A 16782-nucleotide genomic window follows, 5' to 3' on the forward strand; every position below is an offset into this window, starting at 1 on the left:
CAAACGACGCCAACAGGCCGCTGACACCCGCCGCTCACAGCGACTCAAGAACAGGACGAGCCGAGAGCAGAAGGAGTCGCAGAGCGCTCCAGCATCCCGGCCCGTCAACAACGAGCCTACGACCCCCACAGTCGCTTGACATTCCTTAGGAACTCACCGCGGACGGCTGGCCGGGGACCGAAGGCTGCTGATCCACCGTGCCGACAGCTGCGGAGCTAGGGCGTGAAGACGTCCTCGATCCGGCAGTCGAAGGCGGCGGCGATCCGGAAGGCCAGCGGCAGCGAGGGATCGAAGCGCCCTCTTTCGATCGAGATCACGGTCTGGCGCGACACTCCGAGTTCCTCGGCCAACCGCTGTTGCGACCAACCCATGCCCTGGCGGCGTTCGGCAAGTGAGTTGCGCATCATCGGCCCGCCCTGGACGCCACCCAGTAGCGCAGGCCGAAATCGACCGCCGCCAGCAAGACAAGTGCCATGAGCAGGGTGGACGCCGGGACGCTGAACCCGAAGATCGGGAACGCCCCGGCGCCCAGGCCGAGGACCAGGATCAGATCGTTGAAGGCGCCGGCAGCCGCCTGGTCGTACCACGCGTTCTCGGCGGACTCCTCGGGCCGGTCGACGGCGCCGCGGAGAGTCGACCTGTCGACGAAGATCGCCCAGACCAGCGCGCAGGCTGTCGGCAAGGTGACGACCGCACCAATGCCGAACGCCAGCCACGGATTGCTCTTGCCCTCGAACATGGCGAGCAGCGCTCCGATGCCCGCTGCCAGCAGGGCTCCGAGCACCAGGCTGACGGTGAGCAGAACACCGCTGCCACCGCCGAACCAGGCGCGACCCCAACGGCTGCGGGGGCGGGGAGTCGTTGTCGTGTCGTTCATTGCCTACCTCCTGAGAGCTGGTGTGATGTCAAGCTCACTGTACAGTGAAGGACGCTTTACAGTCAAGCATGCTTAACATCGGACGCATGGGGTCACCAGCCGTCGATCGGGGGCCCGTAGCCCCTTCGCGAACTCCTCCTCGGGTGCGAAGCGGTATCCCGGCGACCTCCAGGCGGGCGAGGACGGCCTCGACGAGCCGGAGCATCGCGGGGGGTGGGTAGTCCCGGAAACTCACGAAAACGAGTTTTCGTCGTCGGGTGCCACCGGGTTCGAACAACACCCAGGCGAAACCGCGATCACGGCTGGCAAAGACATCTTCATGCCGCCAGATGAAACGCCGCACGGAGCGGGCGACACCCTCGGAGTCGACATATTCGACCGTGCCGGTCGCCCCAAACGGCTTGGTGAGGTCTCCGACTTGGTCGGGTGCATAGTTCACTTGGACCCCGACGACCATGCCAGCCACCCGGCTGCCCTGTCGCAACAGCCGGTCGCGTCGAGCGGTGGTGCCGGCCAGGCAGTACAGCAGGTCGACTTTGCCGGAGCCGGAGGGCCCCATCACCGCCACCATCTCGCCGTACTCCACCACCAGCGATACGCCGTGCAGGATCTCGGTCATGTCGCGTCCGGCCCGGACCGCCTTGACCACATCGCGGGCGACGACGGCGGCCCCCGATGCGCCGTCGGGGGCAGTGGGTTGCGCGCGAGTCACGGGTGATGGGTCAACGTGCGTCGTCATGCCTTGCCTCGCTCGCTTCATGGAGACCGGATCGGCGGGGCATCGGGCACCTCCGCCACGGTTGCTTTCACCCAATCAGCGGGCCATAGCCGGGTCAACGAAACCCGCGCGGGCCTGTCCGAAAGTTGACGCCGCTTCAGTGAACTCAGATCCAGCCTCGTTCGCGGGCGATCCGGACGGCTTCGTGCCGGGTCGCCGCGTGCAGTTTGCCGATCGCGGAACTGAGGTAGTTGCGGACGGTGCCGGGCGACAGGTTGACCCGTGCTGCGATCTCTTCCACCGGTGCGCCGCCGTCGGCGGCGGTCAGCACGTCCGCCTCGCGCGGGGTGAGCGGGGAGTCGCCGGCGGCGATGGCATCCGCGGCCAGGGCCGGGTCGACGTAGCGTCCACCGGCTGCCACGGTCCGGATCACCTGGGCCAGCCCGGCGCCGGTGACGGTCTTAGGCACGAAGCCGCGCACCCCGCGAGCCAGTGCCTGTTTGAGATGTCCGGGCAAACCGTGGCTGGTGACGATCACGCAGGCGCAGCCGGGTAGTTCCTTCGCGAGCACGGCCGCGACTTCGGTACCGGACGGGCCGGGCATCTGCAGGTCGAGCACCGCGACGTCCGGCGTCAGTTTGCGGGCCAGCGCCAGTGCCTCGTCCCCAGACGCCGCCTGCCCGGCGACCTCGATGTCGTCGGTCAGTTCGAGCAGGGCGACCAATGCCTCGCGGATCAGATGCTCGTCGTCGGCGAGAATCACTCGGATCACGGGCTCTCCTCGGCGGATCGCAGCCGGGCCAGTGCGGCGGCGTCCACCATGGCGGTCAGGGTGAACGAGTCGTCGTCGCGGTGAATCGACAGGGTGCCGCCGATCTCGGCGAGCCGTTCGGTCAGCCCGGCCAGCCCCGAACCGATCCTGTCGGACGCCGGATGCGGCCGGTCGTTGGACAGCACCAGCCGGGCGGCGTCCCGATAGATGGTCACCGCGACACGGGCATGATCGGCGTCCGCGTGCCGCAGGATGTTTGTGGTGCCCTCGCGGACCACCCAGGCGAACGCGCGTGCCACCGGTGGCGACAGCTGGGCGACACCGTCGACGACCGTGCTGACGTCAATTCCGGACGCCTCCAGCAGCGAGCGGGCGCCGGCCACCTCGGCGTTCAGGTCGCTCTCCCGGTAGCCGCGGACGACCGCACGCACCTCGTCCAGCGCACGGGTGGCAATGGACCGCACCTCGTTCATGGTGTCGATCGCTTCCGGACGCCCACGCCGGGCCTGCTCGGCGGCCAGCTCCGCCTTCAACGCGACCGCCGACAGGGTGCGTCCGAACACGTCGTGCAGGTCGCGGGAGAACCGCAGTCGCTCCTCGGTGACGGCGAGCCGCGCGGTGTCCACTCGTGCCCGCTCCAGCTCGCGGGTGCTGGTCAGCACGTTGCGGAACATCACCGTGTAGCCGAGCAAGGCCGCCGTCGCGAACGCCGACCAGTAGGCGATCACCAGCCGCGGCGTGGTCTCGGCGATACCCGGATGCGGACCGACCCATACCGCCACCTGCCCCAGCGCGATGCCGGTGAGACCGACCAGCACCGGCGAGGTATCGGCCCGGCCCAGCAGCGGCATCGCCAGCACGCTGCCGATAGTCGCGCTGACCAGCGTCAACAGGAACGCGGTTGGTGGCAGCACGAAGCCAGCGGTGGCCGCGACGACCACAGTGGCCACGATCCAGACCAGCCGTGGACGCTTGACATCACGCACCCGGACGGCGTCCCAGGCACTGGCCGGCAGCAGACCCGAATCGCGCATCTGCGTGTGCAGGACGACCAGCCCGGACCAGGCCGCCACGATCACCAGCGCCAGCCACGGCAGCGACCATTCCAACGGAGCAGCGCTGGCGACCGCGGCCAGGCTGGCTAGCGGCAGGATCGGGAACGCCCAGTGCAGCGAGTTGTAGACGTAGCGCTCCGTACGCCGAACGCCCCGTGCGGTGCTGGTCACGATGTCCTCCTCTTCGGAACAGACCCTAACCACTGGGTCCGACAACAATTCACGACCGGGGATCCCACCGGAACCGGCGCAGCCCCAGCGCGACCGAGGCGACCGTCCAGATCAGCAGCGGCAGCAGCATTCCGCCTGCCGCGGCCCGGACCGCGTCGGCACCGGCCAGCAGCTGGCCGTCTGTGCCGACACCGGTCATGGCGAGCCGCACCAGATCGACCACCGGGGTCATCGGCAGCACGTGGGCGATCCGGGCGACCGGACCGGGCAGCCACTCCAACGGGACCGAGAAGCCCGACAGCAGCAGCGAGATCAAGATCAGCGGCAGCGTGGTCAGCTGAGCCGACTCCACCGTCCGGGTGTAGGCGGCGCTGACGATGGCCAACGCTGTCCAAGCCGCCGCCCCGCCGACCAGGGCCAGCAGCAGCGCCCACGGGTGCACGATCGGCGTGCCGAGCAGCAGTGCTCCCCCGATCGCGATCAGCGACTGGACGCCGAACAGCACCCACAGCGGCACCGCCGGTGCCCAGAGGATCTCCGGTGCGGACGGCTCGCCGGCCAGCAGACGCTTCAGCACCAGCTGCTCGCGGCGTCCGACCAGTGAGGTGACCATCGTGTAGTAGATGACGAACATCAGCGCCGTCCCGACCAGCACCATGGTCAGCACCACGCCGAGGCCGGCCCCGTCCTGGCTCATTCCGAAGAAGGCGACGCCGACCAGGAACGGCAGCGCGACAGCGGTGAAGACTGCCGTCCGGTTCCGCAGCAGGACCGTGGTCTCGCCCCGGACCAGGGCCCAGAATCGGCGGAGCGTCGAGCCGCGACGGGGGGCGTCCGTGGTGGAAGCAGCGGATGAAACGGTGTCGGCGGTCATCACAGCTCCTCGATGTCAGCGGTGTCGGCGATGGAAAGGAAGACCTGCTCCAGCGAGGCGGAGCGGGCCTCCAGTTGAGGCAGCGGCACGTCGCCGGCCCAGGCCAGAACGGCGGCCAGCGTGCGCTGCAGGGTGAGGGTCTCGATCAGCACCGAATCGGACGCCGTGACCCGTGCGCCGGCGACATCCAGGTCACTCAGCGAGAGCCCGGTGGGGCGTCCGAAGCTGATCCGGGCCGGGGCGTCGGCGACGACCTCGGCCAGGGTGCCTTCGCGGGCGATCAGGCCGCGGTGCATGATGGCGATCCGGTCGGCGAGCTGTTCGGCCTCTTCCAGGTAGTGCGTGGTGAGCAGCACCGCGGTGCCCTGGTCGACCAGGCCCTCAATGAGCGTCCAGATGGCTCGCCTGGATTCGGGGTCGAGGCCGGTAGTCGGCTCGTCCAGCACCAAAATCTCCGGGTTGCCCATCACCGCCAGCGCGATGTCGAGCCGCCGGCGTTCCCCGCCGGAGAGCTTGGCCGTCTCGACATCGGCGCGGCCCATCAGGTCGACCGCCCCCAGCGCCTCCTCGGCGGGCCGCGGACGGCTCAGCGTGCCGTGCCACAGCCGGGCCATCTCGGCGACGGTGAGGCTGGGCGGGAAACCGGAGCTCTGCAGCACGACGCCGGTCCGGTGCCGGACCAGGGCGCGCTCGGAATACGGATCGTGACCCAGCACCCGGATGCTGCCCCGGCTCGGCCGGGCCAGGCCCTCGACGAGTTCGACGGTGGACGTCTTGCCGGCGCCGTTGGTGCCGAGCAGCGCGAACAGCTCGCCGCATCCGACCCGCAGGTCGACGCCGCGGACGGCCTCGAAATAGTCGGTGGGTTCACGGCGTCCGGTGAGAATGTTGAGCCGGGTGCGGGTCACGTAGCGGCGCCGGACGCCAGTGACGACGATGGCGTCGTCAACTGTCGTTGTGCTCATGCCTTCAGCCTTCCGGCGACAACGGTGAATGAGCAGTGCCGATCGTCACCAACTGGCGTGACAACGTCCGCGTTCGACCATGACGGATGTCATGACGCGACGGTGCTCAGGCCGCGGCGAATATCCGGCTCAGCCGCTGTTCCAACGGCGAGCCACCGGGCGGCGGTGGGTAGAAGTCGACCGCCGGCCACCTACGCCGATGACGGACGCCGGGTGGGCCGGACGGTCGACTCTGGTACGGGTGCCCGGTGGGAGTGACCGTGGTGACGGTGTCGCCGGCGCCTTCCGGGCCGGGCCGCGCCCGCCAGCCAGGCATCGTCTTGATCTGATTGCAGGCCTCGCACAGGCCTTGGCCGTTGTTGGCACTCGTTGCTCCACCCAGGTGATGGGGCACCACGTGATCGGCATGCCGGATCGGTGCGCCGCACCACGGCGTCCGGCAGAGCTGGTCACGCGCGACCAGGAATCGCCGCAGCCCGACCGGGAACAGCCGGGCCGTCGACTCCATGGAGATCAGCCGCCCGCTGTCGGGGTCGGCGTAGAGCCGGCGAATCCAGGTGCGGGCGTCGCTGGGCAAGTCGCGCACCATCTGCCGAGCAAACGGTGCCGGAACCGGACCGTGACCGACGATCAGCGCGGCCTCGTTCGCCGTATCGCCATCGCCGTCCCCCATCGAGCCGCCCATGCCGCCGAACAGAGTCTGGTCGGACATGATCAACTGGATCTCGACCTCGACCGTGCCCCCACTCCGGCCGGTGACCCGCTCGACCAGCGTGTCGGCCATTACCTGCCCTCTGCCCCGCTCATCGCCGGCTGCCCGCGCCGCATCGGCAGCCTGAGTGAGCGCGGCGAAGGCCGCAACTCCGTCGACCACCGGTAGTAGCGCGGACAGCCGGGTCATGCAATCGGGCGCCGGCCGCAGCGACACACAACGGTCGGCCTCGACCTTCCGTGCCCGCTCTACGAACGAATAGGGATCGAGCCGGTACGCGACCTTGCGAGCCTCGGCGACCAAGGCACGGTCGCTCAGCTCGCCCAGCCGGCCGGCGAGTTCGGCATCCAGCAGTTGCCGGTGCTCGCGAGTCAGACAGGCGGTCTCTCTCACCATCAAGGTGGCCCGCCACTCGTTCAGTTCGCCGGCCGCCAGCGCGGCCATCGTGCGCGGCATCTCGCGCACCAGCGCGTCGGCCATGCCCACCAGCCGGGAGCCGTTGCGGGGCGACTCGCGGCGCGCCAGCGCCACCTGCGCGGCTACGTCTTTACCTCGCCGCACGCACGGAACCCCGGCTGCCTCGTGCTCGGCGACCTGCAATCTCTTGAAGGCCACGGTCGCCCGCGCCTGCGCAGCGGCGCACGCCGACTTCAGCCGCTCCAACTCCCGGAGCTGATCGATCAGGCCGGCGGCATCGTCGGCCAGGCTCATCGCAGCCACCCCCGGCACCAGGCCGGGCAGCGCGTCGACGGAGAGCATGTCCATGGCGGGACGCTACCCCAAAGTTCGCCTATAATCAAACACATGTTCGATATTTCCCAAACCCTGGAGACAATACCGAATCGATGCCGCCCTCCCCCTGAACGACCACTGGCAGCAGCGTAGCGGGGGCCTCCGACAGTCGACCGCCGCACCCCGCCGGGCTCGGCGGAGTAAGGTGATTCGACGTGGTTGAACAGACCCACGACTGGCGGCGCTTCGTGGCCATCGGCGATTCGCTCACCGAAGGTCTGGCCGATCCCTACCCCGACGGCAGCCCGCGCGGCTGGGCCGACCGCTTCGCCCAGCATCTGGCGGACGCCGCGGGCGAGCCCGTCCAGTACGCGAATCTCGCCATCCGCGGCCGGCTGTTGCACCCGATTCTCGACGAGCAACTGGAGCCGGCGCTCGCCCTGACGCCCGATCTGGTCAGCCTGTGGGGCGGCGGCAACGACATCCTCCGCCCCCGCGCCGATGTGGACGCCATCACCGACGAGATCGAGCGGGCGGTGGTCCGGCTGCGCGCTGCCGGCACGGACGTCATTCTCGTCACCGGGATCGACGCCAAGGACTCGCCGATCCTGGAGCTCACCCGCAACCGCACCGGCATCTTCAACGCCGACATCTGGTCGATCGCCCGGCGGCACGGCGCCTACGTCATCGATGTCTGGGGCATGCGTTGCCTGAAGGACTGGCAGTTGTGGCATGACGACCGGCTGCACTTCAACAGCATCGGGCACGAACGGGTGTCCCAGGCGGCGCTGGTGGCCGTCGGACTCGCACCGCGTCCGGGTTGGGACGAACCTCTCCCGGCGTTGCCGCCGAAGTCGCGACGGGAATGGCTGGAGTGGCAGCTGACCTGGGCTCGCGAGCACGCCGGTCCGTGGATCGGCCGGCGGATCCGGCACACCTCCTCCGGTGCCGGACGAACCGCGAAGCTTCCGCAATACGTGTCGGTGCCCCCGCAATCGACACAAGCGGCACAATAGGCCGCATGCCTGCCGCCACCCTGGGACGTCGCGCAGCCCCGGCCGCCCTGCGCCTGCCCGAACGGGTCCGCCTCGGCGCTGCCGTCGCAGCCGGCAATCTCGCCGCACTCGGCTCGCGGGTGGCCAACCGCGGTTCGGGGGCGTCCATTCGCGGCCAGGTGCTCACCCGGATCGCCCCGGACGCCTTCAAGCTGCTGCTGCGCGGACGCCGGGTCGCCAGCGTCTCGGGCACCAACGGCAAGACCACCACCACCCATCTGCTGGCCGCCGCGGTGCGCGCCGGCCTCGGTGCCGAAACCGGACGGCTGGTCACCAACGCCGACGGCGCCAACCTGCACTACGGCATCGCCTCGGCGCTCAGCCAGGCCCGCTCGGCCGACATCGCCATCTTGGAGACCGATGAACGGGTGGTCTCGGACATGATCGCGTTCGGGTATCCGGAGATCCTGGTGCTGCTGAACTTCAGCCGCGACCAACTCGACCGCAACCACGAGATCAAATCGCTCGGCCGCTCCTGGCGGGCAGCGCTGCAACGCGCCGGCCACGACGGCCCAACCGTGGTGGCGAACTCCACCGATCCGCTGGTGGTCTGGTCGGCAGGGACCGCGGCCGATGTGGTCTGGGTCGACACGGCCACCTCGTGGACGGCGGACGCCGCCCTATGCCCGGCCTGCGGCGCCCTGCTGACCACCATTGAAGGGCGCTGGGACTGTCCCGGCTGCGACCTGACCCAGCCGGAGGCGTCCTGGGTGGTGAACGGGCATTGCATCGTCACCCCGCACCACGACACGATCATTCCCGACCTGCGGGTTCCAGGGGCTTTCAACGTGTCGAACGCGGCCTGTGCACTGGCCGCCGCGGTCGAACTCGGCGTCGATTTGGACGCCGCCCTGCGCGGCATGCGGACGGTCACCTCACCGGCCGGACGGTTCGCCACCGCTACCCTGCACGGCACCACCGCCCGGCTGCTGCTGGCCAAGAACCCGGCCGGCTGGGCCGAGGCGCTGCCGCTGGCGACGTCCGACCCGGTGATCCTGGCGATCGACTCGGTCGCCGCCGACGGCAAGGACGTCTCCTGGCTGTGGGACGTCGACTATGAGCAATTGCGGGGCCGGCAGGTGATCGCCACCGGCCCGCGGGCCCATGATCTGGCCGTCCGGCTCAGCTACGCCGATGTCGAGCACAAGGTCATTCCCGATCTCGTCGCGGCGCTGACCACGGTGCACGAGGAACGGGAGGCCGCCGCCGGCATGAACGGTGCCGTGCCGCAGGCGCCGGTCGATCTGATCGCCACCTATACCCCGTTCCAGCGACTGTTGAAGATGGCGAGGTTGCGATGAGCGCGCCAGTCCGGATCGTCCTGGTCTATCAATCGCTGCTCGGCATCTACGGCGACCGCGGCAACGCCATGGTGCTGCTGAAGCGGCTGCAATGGCGCGGCATCGATGCCACCCTGACCCTGGTCGAGCCCGGCGACCCGATTCCGCCGGACGGCACCGTCTACCTGCTCGGCGGCGGCGAAGACGCCGCCCAGGTCTCGGCGGTGAAGGCATTGAAAGAGGACGGCAATCTCTTCCGCGGGCTGGAGTCGGGCGGTGTGCTATTCGCGGTCTGCGCCGGTTACCAGATCTGCGGCACCACCTTCACCATCGGCGAGCACGACGAGGTGATCGAGGGCCTCGGACTGCTCGATGTGGAGACCCGGCGCGGCCCCGAGCGCGCGGTCGGCGAGATCCTGACCCGGTGGCGGGCACCGGACGGGACCGAACGCCTGCTGACCGGGTTCGAGAACCACGGTGGCTTCACCCGGCTCGGTACCGGTGCAAAGCCCCTGGCCAGTGTGGAGATCGGCATCGGCAACGCAGGTGACGGAACCGAGGGCGCCGTCCAAGGCCGCGTGATCGGCACCTACCCGCACGGACCGGTGCTGGCCCGCAACGCGGCCCTGGCCGACCACGTCCTGTCGCTCGCCCTCGATCGCGAGCTGGAGCCGCTGCCGCGTCCCGAGATCGACGAGCTGCACCGGCAGCGGGTCGCCTTCGTCCGCAAGCAGGGTGCTCGTCGCTGACCCACGAACCAGCACGCCGCCGATTTCACCTCGGCGGGCCAGTTCGGTATAGTTGGGAACCGCGCGCCGCTAGCTCAACTGGCAGAGCAGCTGGCTCTTAACTAGCGGGTTCGGGGTTCGAGTCCCTGGCGGCGCACAGCAAAGGCCCCGCCTTCGGCGGGGCCTTTCTCCTACGTTCAGAGCGGACGGACGTGCCGCTCGGCGATCTCCACCACCTTTGCGACCCGGCGGGCGTACTTCTCGTCGGTGCTGCCCAGCCAGTCGGTGGTCATCCAGGTCTTGACCACCTCCATCGCCAGCGCGGAGCCGATGATCTTGCCGCCGATGCACAGCACATTGGAATCCGTGTGCGAACGGGCCAGGCCGGCGCAGAACGGATCCTGTGCCACCGCGGCGAACACGCCCGGCAGCTTGTTGGCGATCATCGCCGAGCCGTAGCCGACGCCGTCCACGAAGATGCCGCGCTCGCACTCAGCGCGGGCCACCGCCAGGGCGGCCGGATAGACATGGTCGGGCAGATCACAGGCCTGCTCGTCATGGGCGCCGAAGTCGACCACCTCGTGCCCGTGGGCGCGCAGCCAGGCTGCGATCTCGTTCTTCAACGCCGTTCCGGCGTGGTCATTTGCCATCGCGATCCGCATGCGGTCAGGGTACTGCTCCCTGCCCGCGCGAGGCGGAACTCAGGATTCCAGCTTGGCCTGCAACTCCTGAAGCGCGGTCTCCACGTCTTTGCCCCGCTGCAGCACCGCCACAGCCGTGTCCTGGATGGCCTGCGTGACATCGTCATATTTGACCGCCTTGGGCCGCGGCTGAGCGTGCTCGATGGCGACACCGAGGTCTTTCAGGTAGCTGAACTGCTTCCGCAGCTTCTTGTCGTCGTAGATAGCTCGCAGCACCGGAGCATTCGAGGTCGCCTTCATCCGGGCGATCTGCATGTCCTCGCTGCTCATCCAGTTGATGAATCTCATCGCAGTGCGCTTGTTCCGGGCGAATTTCGAGATGCCGAAGTTGTGTCCGCCGAGGGTGGAGACACCCCGTCCGGCGACGCCCGGCAGGGGCGACGTGCCGTATTTCCCGGCGACCGCGGAGTCGCTGCCGATGCTGGCCGCGGTGCCTGACCAGTTCCGCATGAACAGGATCCTGCCCTTCTCGAAGGCCTGCCGAGTTGCGTCCTCTCGCCAACCCAGCGCCTCCTTCGGAATGAAGCCGGTCTTGACACTGTCCACCAGCCATTGCAGGCCGGCGACGGCCTCCGGAGTGTCGACCGACGGCCGGCCGTCGGGGGTCAGGAAGCGTCCGCCCGCACTGTTGATCGCCTCCGCGACGTTGCAGGTCAGGCCCTCGTAGGCGTCGAGTTGCTCACCGAAGCAGGACATGCCCGGATTGTCCGGCAGCACCTTGTCGCAGATCTTCTTCATCGCCGCGAAGGTGGCCGGCGGCTCGTCGATACCGGCCTTGGCCAAGAGGTCCTTGCGGTAGAACAGCAGCGCTCCGTCGGAGCTTTCCGGCATGGCGTACAGCTTGTCGAAATAGGTGGCCGAATCGACCGCGGCGCTGAGGTATCCCTGGGTGCTGAACGTGTCGGCGGACAGTTCTTCGAGCCAGCCGTTCGCCACGAACTCGGGCGTCCAGACCACGTCCATCAGCATCACCGAGTACTCCCCCGACCGGGCACGTAAGCGCTGCGCCAACTGTGATCGCTGCTCGGTGGCATTGTCGGACAACTCGGCGAAGGTCACCTGCTCATTCGGGTTCTGCTTGTTCCACTCCTCGATCTCCTTCTTCACCCGGCCGGAGGGGTCTTTTCCGGCGGCGTAGGTGATCGGGCCGGCCTCGTCCCAGTTCGCCGTCGTCACCTGCGGCGCAGACGCCGTCGGCGTGCTGGGTGCAGGTGTGCAGGCGGACGTGGCCAGCACCACGCCGAGGGCCAGGGCGGCGAACGCCCCTCTCACTTCCGGGCGTTCTTCAGAATGCCGCGGACCAGCAGCACGAAGGTGACCACCCCGGCGACCGCGCCGCCGATCAGCAGCAGCCGCTCGGTCCGCAGATTGCCGTACTCGTCGACCACCTGCGCCTTGGCGTTCGCGAACTCGGTGGCCGCGAAACCGCGCGCATCGTCGATGCTGCGCTGCATGACCGCCTTCGGGTGCACCTGGTTGATCAGCCCGGCCACGTTGTCCGCCAGCCGCTGACGGGCAGCCGCGATCTCGGCCTCGATGTCCTGCTTGCTGCGGGTGGTGGTGTCGGCCACGGGAGTCCTTCTGCCTCGAGGTGTGGAACTCCACCCTATGCCTCGGACCTCGGCGCAGGCACCCCCGACAGGCTGAAGCTTCCGGGTGTCGGCAAGCTCGAGCCATCGCGGCGACGGTTCACTAGAGTGTGCCCATGCCGAAGCTCTCAGTGGGCGACGTCGCCCCCGCGTTCACCCTGCCCGACCCGGACGGCGCCCCCGTTTCGCTCTCCGACTACGCCGGACGCCGCGTCATCGTCTACTTCTACCCGGCCGCCATGACCCCCGGCTGCACCACACAGGCGGTGGATTTCTCCGCCGCACTGGCCGAGATCGCGGCCGCCGGCTTCGACGTCGTCGGCATCTCGCCGGACAGCGTCGAGAAGCTTGCGAAGTTCCGGCAGCAGCAGGCACTGGCCTTCCCGCTGCTGGCCGACCCGGACAAGGAGATCCTCAAGGCCTACGGGGCGTTCGGCCGCAAGGTGCTCTACGGCAAAGAGATCGAGGGCGTCATCCGTTCCACCTTCGTGGTGAGCGTGGACGACGCGGGCGTCGGCCACATCGATGTCGCGCAGTACAACGTCAAGGCCACCGGTCACGTCGCGAAGCTGCGCCGGGAGCTGAAGATCCCGGCGCTCGACTGACACCGTCGACTGAGCGGCGCTACCCCCGTCGATCGACGGCGATGTCGGCGATCAGCGCCGCCATCAACTCGTTCGCGGCGCCGCGCAGCTTCCCGATGTCCACCGCCTCGTGCCGCTCGGCTATCGGCTTTTCCACCTCGTCCAGGATTGCCCGACGCGGTGAGCGGGCCGCGGCGAGGGCGACCTGAAGGCGAAGCTCCTCGCTCATCGACGCCCCGGACGCGGTGACCCGGTCAACCAGTTCGCAGGCGTATTTCTCGGCTCCGGCGGCGACGTCCGGATCGTCGGAGGTGAGCATCTCGGCGGTGCAGTGCAGCAGGGTGAGCCCCCAGGAGAAGTCGCCCGATCCGAGTTCGGCGACCGCCCGCTTGAGCAGTGGCCGGTCGTCCCGCGACGCGCTCTCGGCGACGATCGCCAGTTGCAGCCCGAGCAGCCGTTCTCTGGTGCGCTCGCCCGTTCCTGGCCCGGACAGCACCGGCACCGCGTCGCCGGCCTGCTGCGACAAGGTGTCCAGCAGTTCGCGTCCGGCGTCGTCGGCGTTGTTGACGGTGCCGCGAAGCTCCGTCGGCTTGATCAGCAGGGTGCAGACGAAGACCAGCGCGACGAGCGGCAGACAGACGATGAAGATCATCGCGATCTGCTGCGCCAGTGCGATCCGGACGGCCGCGATCACCTCGGGCGCCAGGCGTCCGACCACCGCCGGATCGAGAACGGAGCCCGCGTTGATGGTGCCGTGCGGCATCGTCTTGGCCACGTCGGCCGGCAGATTGGCGAAGATCGCCGAATCGAGTCCGGCGCTCAGCACCGTCCCGAAGACCGCGGTGCCGATGGTGGCGCCAACGTTGCGGAAGAACTGCAGCGCGGCGGTCGCCACCCCCAGATCGCGCCGCGGGACGGCGTTCTGCACCACCAGCGTGTACTGCTGGGAGAGCGCGCCGAGACCGACGCCGATCAGTCCGACACCGGCGATCACCTCCCACACCGAGGAGGTGGCGCTGAGCCGCGCCAGTACCACGGCGCCGACGCCGAGCAGCACCGCGCCGACAAGCATGATTTCCTTGTAGCGGCCGGTGCGGGTGATCAGCAGGCCGGCTCCCATGCCGACGAACACCAGGCCGAGCATCAGGGGCAGCGTGATCAGGCCCGAGGTGGACGCGTTCACGGCCAGCACGCCCTGGGCGTAGACGGGAACGTAGATGATGGTGCCGAACATCACCATCGACATGCCGAAGGCGCCCAGGTTGGCGAAGGTGAAGATCGACGAACGGAACAGCTGCAGCGGCACCACCGGCTCGGGCACGCGCAGTTCGATGAACACGAAGATCACCAGCAGCACCAGTCCGCCGCCGAGCAGGCTGAGGATCAACGGCGAGCTCCACGGGTAGCTGGTGCCACCCAGGGACGCCGCCAGCAACGTCGCGGTGATGCCCAGCGACATCGTGGTGATCCCCCAGTAGTCGATCACCGCCTTGCGCGGTTCATGGTCGAGCACCAGGAACCGGGCGATCACGAAGATCGCCACCAGGCCGATCGGCACACCGACGAAGAACAGCCAGCGCCAGCCCATGACGTCGGTGATCACGCCACCGGCCAGCGGCCCGGCCACGCTGGTGACACCGAACACGACACCCATGTAGCCCTGGTATTTGCCGCGCTGACGAGGAGGGATGATGTCGCCCACGATGGTCTGCGAGAGCGGCATCAGAATGCCCATGCCGAGGCCCTGGACGGCGCGTGCCGCCACCAGCCACCAGAACGTCTGGGCGAAGCCGGCCAGGATCGAACCGAAGATGAAGATGGCCAGGCCACCCAGGTAGAAGGGACGCCGTCCGAACAGGTCGGAGAGCTTGCCGACGATCGGCACCGAGATCGCCGACACCAGCATCGCCGCGGTGGCCACCCAGGAGTAGTGCTCCATGCCGCCGAGCTCGGCAACGATGCGAGGCATCGCGGGCCCGACGATGGTCTGCGACACGGACGCCACCAGCATCCCCAGCAGCAGCCCGGTGAAGATGCGGCGTGACTGAGGCGTCAGCCGGAAGGATTCGGGAGCGGGGTCGGTCATCAGGCGGCCTTCTTCTGCAGGGAGTCGTTCAGATCGTGGAGGAGGTGGGCGAGCTTGGCCCGGTCGGACGCCGGCCAGTGCGCGACGGCGTCCGTCACCAGCGCTACCCGGCGGCGCTGCTCGGCCAGGAACTGCTCCCGTCCGGCGTCGGTGAGCTGCAACTGCTGAGCGCGCCGGTCGTCCGGGTCGGTCACGCGCAGCACCAGTTCTCGTTCTGCCAACGCAGCGATCCGCCGGCTCAGAGTGGACGGGTCGAGCCCCTCGCCATGGGCGAGATCGCCGGCCCGCATCGCGCCGTCCCGGTACAGCCGGGCCAGGATCAGGTATTCCAGCCGGGCGAGCGTCGCGCCGCGCCGCTGGTCGTTGGTGATTCGCCACAGGAGGGAGAACAGCCGTGCCAACTCCTGAGAAAGTTGCATGCAGCAACCATACAACTTTCAACGAGGCGGCACCAGTGCCGATGAGTGTCGATGTCTCAGCGAATCGGCGTACGAACTCAGTGCGCCCAGACCGGCAGCGAACCGGCCACGCTGGCCACCTGTTTTCCGGTGGCCAGGTCGAAGATCAGGGTAGTGGCGTGATCGGACGCCCCCGAGAACAGATCAGTCAGCGGGGCCTTCGGATCGAGCACCACCGCCCAGCCGAACTGGCCGTTCGGCGAGATCCCGCTGTTCAGCAGGTGCCCCTCGTCCTCTTCCACGGTGAGCAGGTCAGTGCTGCCCTGCCGGGTGACGTGGGTCAGCCGGGTCGACTCTCCGCCTTGTCCGCTGCCGCCCCGGCGGAACGAGTTGTACTCCACCAGATAGTCGCCGACGGCGAGAAAGCTGCGGCGTCCGACGAACGTCTTCTTGTCCGGATCGGGGGTGTTCTCGATGTCCGAGGTCAGGCCGGTCGCCAGGTCGAGCAGAACCTGCTTGCCGGCACCCTCGGCCATCAGCGTCGAACTGCCCGGCAGGAACCGGACCAGCTGGGCCAGGCTGCCGAGCGGCACCGGCGGGGTGTCGCCGTCGAGGTAGATCAGGAACGCCTGCTCCTGTGCGTTCACCACGACGACCGCGTTGGCACCGGGGACGAACAGCCAGTCCAGCACCGCGAGCGGCGTGTCGCCGGCGGTGACCTCGACCGGCGGCGCGGCCGGGTTGTCGGCGTCGGCGATGAACAGCGTGCTCTCGTAGGTCCGCCCACCGTCCTGGCCGGACGCCAGGTAGCCGAATTTGGAGCCGTCCGGAGCTGCGCTCAACCCGGTCAGCAACGCCACCGCCGGGGCCTTCACCTCGACGTTGGAGCCGTCCTCCCGGTTCACCGCGACGAGGGCGGACGAATCGGCATCGGGATGCGTGAGAGCGACCAGCAGCGTCCGGGTCACCACATAGTCTTCGATCTCCGACGCGGCCAACAGCGGCGTCTGGCCGGCGTCACCGTTGCTGACCACCGTGTCATCGTCGGCCCCCGCACCGCGGTGCGCGATCAACGTGTACAGGGTCGTCGGCGAGGTGCCGAAGGTGTAGCTCCAATCGGCGACGGTGTTGGTGTACTGACTGCGGACGCCTGCGATCGCCACCCGGTACTCGGTGCCGTAGGCCAGCGGTCCGAGGAACCGCACCGTGACGGTGCTCTCCTTGGTCTGCACGGTGAACGATGCCGCCGGGGTCACCGACACCTGCGCCGGATCGACCGGCGCCAACGGCATCCGGGCCTTCAGCACCAGACGCTCGCCGCCGATGTCGACGGCCCGGTCGACCGCGATGCTGGCCGAGACCAGGTCGGGCCGGCGCGCCACCCCGGCAGCGCCCAGGCCGATCGCGATCAGCGCGAGAACCGCGCACACGATCAGGCTGGAACGCCAGAACCGGGCTCCGTCTGCCCTTGTCGTCACCCTTTTC

At 68.7% G+C, this 16782-nt stretch carries 18 protein-coding genes and 1 tRNA gene; 5 read left to right on the plus strand and 14 right to left on the minus strand.

Going from position 1 to position 16782, the window contains the following annotated elements; genetic code table 11:
* Nucleotides 1-215 precede the first annotated feature (215 nt).
* The 8 genes from QM619_RS05365 to QM619_RS05400 all read right to left on the minus strand — a co-directional run bounded on the left by QM619_RS05365 (nt 216) and on the right by QM619_RS05400 (nt 6909).
* Complete coding sequence (locus tag QM619_RS05365) at nt 216-404, minus strand: helix-turn-helix transcriptional regulator (RefSeq protein WP_415105151.1); 189 nt, start codon at nt 402-404, stop codon at nt 216-218.
* Nucleotides 404-877, minus strand: a complete 474-nt coding sequence (locus QM619_RS05370; protein WP_415105081.1) for a hypothetical protein — start codon at nt 875-877, stop codon at nt 404-406. The genes QM619_RS05365 and QM619_RS05370 overlap by 1 nt, the downstream gene beginning before the upstream one ends.
* A 34-nt stretch (nt 878-911) precedes the next feature.
* A complete protein-coding gene (locus tag QM619_RS05375) occupies nt 912-1616 on the minus strand; it encodes an ATP-binding cassette domain-containing protein (RefSeq protein WP_415105083.1) in 705 nt (234 codons plus the stop codon).
* A 145-nt stretch (nt 1617-1761) separates the two neighbouring features.
* Nucleotides 1762-2367, minus strand: coding sequence for a response regulator transcription factor (locus QM619_RS05380; protein WP_415105085.1), 606 nt, complete (start codon nt 2365-2367; stop codon nt 1762-1764).
* A complete protein-coding gene (locus QM619_RS05385; protein ID WP_415105087.1) occupies nt 2364-3593 on the minus strand; it encodes a sensor histidine kinase in 1230 nt (409 codons plus the stop codon). The genes QM619_RS05380 and QM619_RS05385 overlap by 4 nt, the downstream gene beginning before the upstream one ends.
* Nucleotides 3594-3642: 49 nt before the next feature.
* Complete coding sequence (locus QM619_RS05390; RefSeq protein WP_415105089.1) at nt 3643-4467, minus strand: ABC transporter permease; 825 nt, start codon at nt 4465-4467, stop codon at nt 3643-3645.
* Complete coding sequence (locus QM619_RS05395) at nt 4467-5432, minus strand: ABC transporter ATP-binding protein (RefSeq protein WP_415105091.1); 966 nt, start codon at nt 5430-5432, stop codon at nt 4467-4469. The genes QM619_RS05390 and QM619_RS05395 overlap by 1 nt, the downstream gene beginning before the upstream one ends.
* 106 nt (nt 5433-5538) lie before the next feature.
* Entirely contained in the window at nt 5539-6909 is a 1371-nt protein-coding gene (locus QM619_RS05400) for a DUF222 domain-containing protein (RefSeq protein WP_415105093.1), read from the minus strand.
* A 182-nt stretch (nt 6910-7091) separates the two neighbouring features.
* Here QM619_RS05400 and QM619_RS05405 point away from each other — a divergent pair, with 182 nt between their 5' ends.
* From QM619_RS05405 to QM619_RS05420, 4 genes are all read left to right on the plus strand, one after another.
* Nucleotides 7092-7892, plus strand: a complete 801-nt coding sequence (locus QM619_RS05405; protein WP_415105095.1) for an SGNH/GDSL hydrolase family protein — start codon at nt 7092-7094, stop codon at nt 7890-7892.
* 5 nt (nt 7893-7897) lie between these two features.
* On the plus strand, nt 7898-9232 hold the full coding sequence (locus tag QM619_RS05410) for a MurT ligase domain-containing protein (protein ID WP_415105097.1): 1335 nt from the start codon (nt 7898-7900) through the stop codon (nt 9230-9232).
* Nucleotides 9229-9960, plus strand: coding sequence for a type 1 glutamine amidotransferase (locus QM619_RS05415; protein ID WP_415105099.1), 732 nt, complete (start codon nt 9229-9231; stop codon nt 9958-9960). The genes QM619_RS05410 and QM619_RS05415 overlap by 4 nt, the downstream gene beginning before the upstream one ends.
* A 63-nt stretch (nt 9961-10023) precedes the next feature.
* Nucleotides 10024-10096: transfer RNA gene (locus QM619_RS05420), tRNA-Lys, on the plus strand.
* A 40-nt stretch (nt 10097-10136) separates the two neighbouring features.
* Here QM619_RS05420 and QM619_RS05425 read toward each other — a convergent pair.
* Genes QM619_RS05425 through QM619_RS05435 form a run of 3 tightly spaced genes read right to left on the minus strand, consistent with a single transcriptional unit; the run spans nt 10137 to nt 12211 of the window.
* Entirely contained in the window at nt 10137-10601 is a 465-nt protein-coding gene (locus QM619_RS05425) for an RpiB/LacA/LacB family sugar-phosphate isomerase (protein WP_415105101.1), read from the minus strand.
* Between the two features lie 39 nt (nt 10602-10640).
* Nucleotides 10641-11912 (minus strand): ABC transporter substrate-binding protein, encoded by a 1272-nt coding sequence (locus QM619_RS05430; RefSeq protein ID WP_415105103.1) that lies wholly within the window; start codon nt 11910-11912, stop codon nt 10641-10643.
* Nucleotides 11909-12211 carry a DUF3618 domain-containing protein gene (locus QM619_RS05435; protein ID WP_415105105.1) on the minus strand — a complete coding sequence of 101 codons (303 nt, stop codon included), beginning with the start codon at nt 12209-12211 and terminating at the stop codon, nt 11909-11911. Before QM619_RS05435 ends, QM619_RS05430 begins: the two co-directional genes overlap by 4 nt.
* Before the next feature lie 134 nt (nt 12212-12345).
* Here QM619_RS05435 and QM619_RS05440 point away from each other — a divergent pair, with 134 nt between their 5' ends.
* Nucleotides 12346-12834, plus strand: a complete 489-nt coding sequence (locus QM619_RS05440) for a peroxiredoxin (protein WP_415105107.1) — start codon at nt 12346-12348, stop codon at nt 12832-12834.
* Between the two features lie 19 nt (nt 12835-12853).
* Here the strand turns inward: QM619_RS05440 and QM619_RS05445 are convergent, their stop codons facing one another.
* From QM619_RS05445 to QM619_RS05455, 3 genes are all read right to left on the minus strand, one after another.
* Nucleotides 12854-14899: an MDR family MFS transporter gene (locus QM619_RS05445; RefSeq protein WP_415105109.1), complete on the minus strand. Its 2046-nt coding sequence runs from the start codon at nt 14897-14899 to the stop codon at nt 12854-12856.
* Nucleotides 14899-15318 (minus strand): MarR family winged helix-turn-helix transcriptional regulator, encoded by a 420-nt coding sequence (locus QM619_RS05450; RefSeq protein ID WP_415105111.1) that lies wholly within the window; start codon nt 15316-15318, stop codon nt 14899-14901. Before QM619_RS05450 ends, QM619_RS05445 begins: the two co-directional genes overlap by 1 nt.
* Nucleotides 15319-15395: 77 nt before the next feature.
* The gene (locus QM619_RS05455) at nt 15396-16775 is read right to left on the minus strand and encodes a hypothetical protein (protein ID WP_415105113.1); all 1380 of its coding nucleotides are present in this window, start codon (nt 16773-16775) and stop codon (nt 15396-15398) included.
* Nucleotides 16776-16782: the final 7 nt, after the last annotated feature.

Source organism: Micropruina sp., assembly GCF_047606665.1.
GTDB lineage: Bacteria > Actinomycetota > Actinomycetes > Propionibacteriales > Propionibacteriaceae > Micropruina.